The sequence below is a fragment of the Arachidicoccus sp. genome (assembly GCF_050436765.1).
GTDB lineage: Bacteria > Bacteroidota > Bacteroidia > Chitinophagales > Chitinophagaceae > Arachidicoccus.
The window spans coordinates 1-3,415 of record NZ_JBNQGD010000087.1 but is presented as its reverse complement, the minus strand read 5'-3'; the positions used below and the strand labels follow the sequence as shown (position 1 = coordinate 3,415).

Here is a 3,415-nt window from a genome sequence, read left to right as displayed (position 1 = left end):
AAACAAAATAACGCTAAACATTAGTTTCTGGTTACTGTTGTTGTGCTTGGGCATGATGGTGGGCTGTTCCAAGAAACCATCGGTTCCAAAACCGCCTCCACCAACGGTAGATTCTGCTAAAAAAGATGTGCCGTCAGGGGCGGCAGATGGGGTTACTTTTATCAATAATGGGACCTCGGCCATATTCGATTTATACGCTCCTGGTAAAACTTCGGTTTATGTGATTGGTGATTTTAATAACTGGACGGCAAGCGCTGCTTACAAAATGACTAATTCTACCGATGGTACACACTGGTGGGTAGAAGTTGACAATCTTGACCCGACAAAAGAGTATGCTTATCAATATTATATTGATGGTTCTTTGTATATAGCTGATCCCTATTCGCACATGATTTTGGATAAGAATAATGATAAATATATTCCTGCAAGTGTTTATCCGAATATTCCTGCTTTTCCCGCAAAGGCGAATGGCGCCATTGTAAGTGTAATGCAGGCGCAGCCCACAGCTTACAATTGGCAAGCGACTAGTTTTACAAGGCCCAACCCCAAAAACCTGGTAGTTTATGAATTGTTGATCCGCGATTTTGTAGCTACCCACGATTATAAAACGTTGACAGATACTTTGGATTATATTGCGAGACTTGGAGTAAATGCAATTGAATTGTTGCCGGTGAATGAATTTGAAGGCAATGATTCCTGGGGTTACAATACTAATTTTATGTTTGCTTTAGATAAATATTATGGCACGCCTTATAACTACAAAGCTTTTGTAGATGCATGTCATGCGCGTGGTATTGCAGTGATACAGGATATTGTTTTAGAAGACCAATTTGGTTCTTCACCCTTGGCCCAGATGTATTGGAATGCTACAACAAATACACCTACCAAAAATAATCCGTGGTTAGACTCTATTATGACACATCCGTATGGTGTGGGCTATCAACTAAATTATCAAAAGCCTGCCACGATGAACTTTGCGAAAAATGTATTGAAATATTGGGTACAGCAATATCATATCGATGGCTATCGTTTTGATCAGGCAAATGGCTTTACGGAAACTAACTCAAATGCAAACGGAAGTTTATGGACAGCGTACGATGCACAACGCGTACAAAACCTGACAACTTTAAACACCTATTTAAAGAGTATCGACCCGTCCTTGTATCTGATCCTGGAAGAATTTGCCGAGCCAAAGGAAGTAGATGCTTTGGCAAAGCAGGGGATGATAAGTTGGAATAACCAGAATTCTGCCGGAACACAGGCTGCGATGGGTTATGCCGTGGGGCCGGTTTGGGATCTGTCAAGTATGTCCTATGAAAATTTTGGTATAACGGAGCCCACAGGTTTGATGACTTACGTAGAAAGTCATGATGAAGTTCGTGTGCAATTTAAGAATGGTCAGTATGGAAATAGCAATGGCAGCTACAGCATAAAAACTTTGGCAACGGGTTTGCAGCGTGATGCCATGTTAGCGACATTCTTGTTTAGTGTTCCTGGCCCTAAAATGATGTGGATGTTTGGTGAGCGCGGATACGATGATGCTACAACAGGTCCTGATTATGACAATCTTAATGGCTCCGCTAATAGCAAAAGGTTAAGTGATCAGCCGCCTCTCTGGAATTATATGCAGGATCCGGATCGTGTTGGGCTATATAATGTCTACACAAAACTGATTCATTATAAAATAAAGAACCCAGTTTTCACGACTAGCACCTTTACGACAAGTCTTAACGGTGCCGTGAAGTGGATTCAGTTGCTTGGTGAAGATGGAGTTAATGTTGAGGTTATTGGCAATTTTGATGTAGTGCCACAAACCGTGAATATCACTTTCCCCAGTATCGGCACCTGGTACGATAATTTTGGCGGCCCCAATCTGAATGTTGCTATGCTTACTATTCCTGTAACGCTTGCTCCGGGTGAATATCATGTATATAGCAATAACAAGTTGGCAGAATAAGATTAAGCATCATCCTGTCAATGATTTTGTGATGAGCGGTGTAAAGAATTATGGTATTAAAAATTATCTTTACTAAAAGAAACGCCAATGAAAAAGATATTTTTAATAATAGGTTGCGCATTATTGCTCAACTCCTGTATTCAAATGAATGGCGGCCGTCACCGTACGGAAGAATCTGTTTCTTTTGAATCCGGCTCAAAATATATTCTGCTGGAAACCAAATATTTTATGGCCTCTTCCGTGAAAAATGTTCAGGCAGATTTAATCAGCTCCGATATACATATTGTTGGTGATGCAACGGACAGGGCCTATGTGACTTTGCATGTAAACGGAAGCGGTATTGCTTCACTTTCTGCGCAGCAGTTGCAAGAACGTGCCAATAAATATTATAATATTCAAATAACCTTGTTGGAAGATGGTGAATTGTATATTTCCATCAAACCTAAAGTTGATCGCATTTTTTCTGATAATGGTTTGAGTTTTCAGGTTTCGATTCATACACTTCCTTCCGTAGCCGTCCAGGTGGATAATGTAAGCGGTGATATGACATTGCAAAAATTGGCTAGCGTCAAAGTCTCTGCTGTCAGCGGAGATATAGAATTACAAGATATTGCCGAAAATGTCGAAGCGGGCTCTACTTCCGGCGATATAACGGGGGATAATATTGGTAGCATCTCTGATGTACACACCGTGAGTGGCGATATCCATTTGCAAATAAAAACTGTAGGGGACGATATTCATGTGAAATCTGTTTCCGGTGACGTTGTTTTAAAAATGCCTAATACTTTAGGAGCCAATATTGACCTGAGTTCTGTTAGTGGTGACCTCAATGCGAACAATTTTAATGCTGTTTCTTTTTCTCAAAAATCAGATCATCATATGGAAGGGACGATTAATGGTGGGGGCAAAACGATTGTTGCTAATACAGTTTCAGGCAATATTTCTTTAAATTGATTTTCAGAAAATGAATAGTGAACCATTAATTGTGGAACAAGTTTTTAATGCTTCAATTGAAAATGTTTGGAGTGCTATTACTTCATTTGACGAAATGAGAGAATGGTATTTTCCTATGCTGCAATCTTTTGATCCTGTAGTGGGTTTTGAAACGAAATTCACTGTAGAGAATAATGGGATGGAATACCTACATGTTTGGAAGGTGGATGAAGTGATACCTTTAAAGAAAATAAGCTATGAATGGAAGTTTGGAGGATACCCAGGTAATTCTTTGTTGAGTTTTGAGTTATATGCGAGAAATTCTGAAACTTTATTAATACTGATGCATAGTAAGTTAGAATCTTTTAGAGGGGATATTTACCCGGATTTAACAAAAGAGAATTTTAGCATTGGGTGGCACCAAATTATAGGTAAAAACCTGGTCGATTATATACAAAATAAAGGCAAGAAGTAATTTTTTAGACTTCCTTAACGACTTTTTTTTTCAACGATAAATTGCCGGTT

General features: G+C 39.3%; 3 protein-coding genes. All 3 read left to right on the top strand.

What is annotated here, in order from left to right; all coding sequences use genetic code 11:
• On the top strand, window positions 1-1,957 hold a 1,957-nt coding region (locus ACQR30_RS03685), incomplete at its 5' end, for an alpha-amylase family glycosyl hydrolase (protein ID WP_429731423.1).
• Window positions 1,958-2,044: 87 nt separating this feature from the next.
• Entirely contained in the window at window positions 2,045-2,911 is an 867-nt protein-coding gene (locus ACQR30_RS03680) for a DUF4097 family beta strand repeat-containing protein (RefSeq protein WP_429731420.1), read from the top strand.
• A gap of 10 nt (window positions 2,912-2,921) precedes the next feature.
• Complete coding sequence (locus ACQR30_RS03675) at window positions 2,922-3,365, top strand: SRPBCC family protein (protein ID WP_429731418.1); 444 nt, start codon at window positions 2,922-2,924, stop codon at window positions 3,363-3,365.
• Window positions 3,366-3,415: the final 50 nt, after the last annotated feature.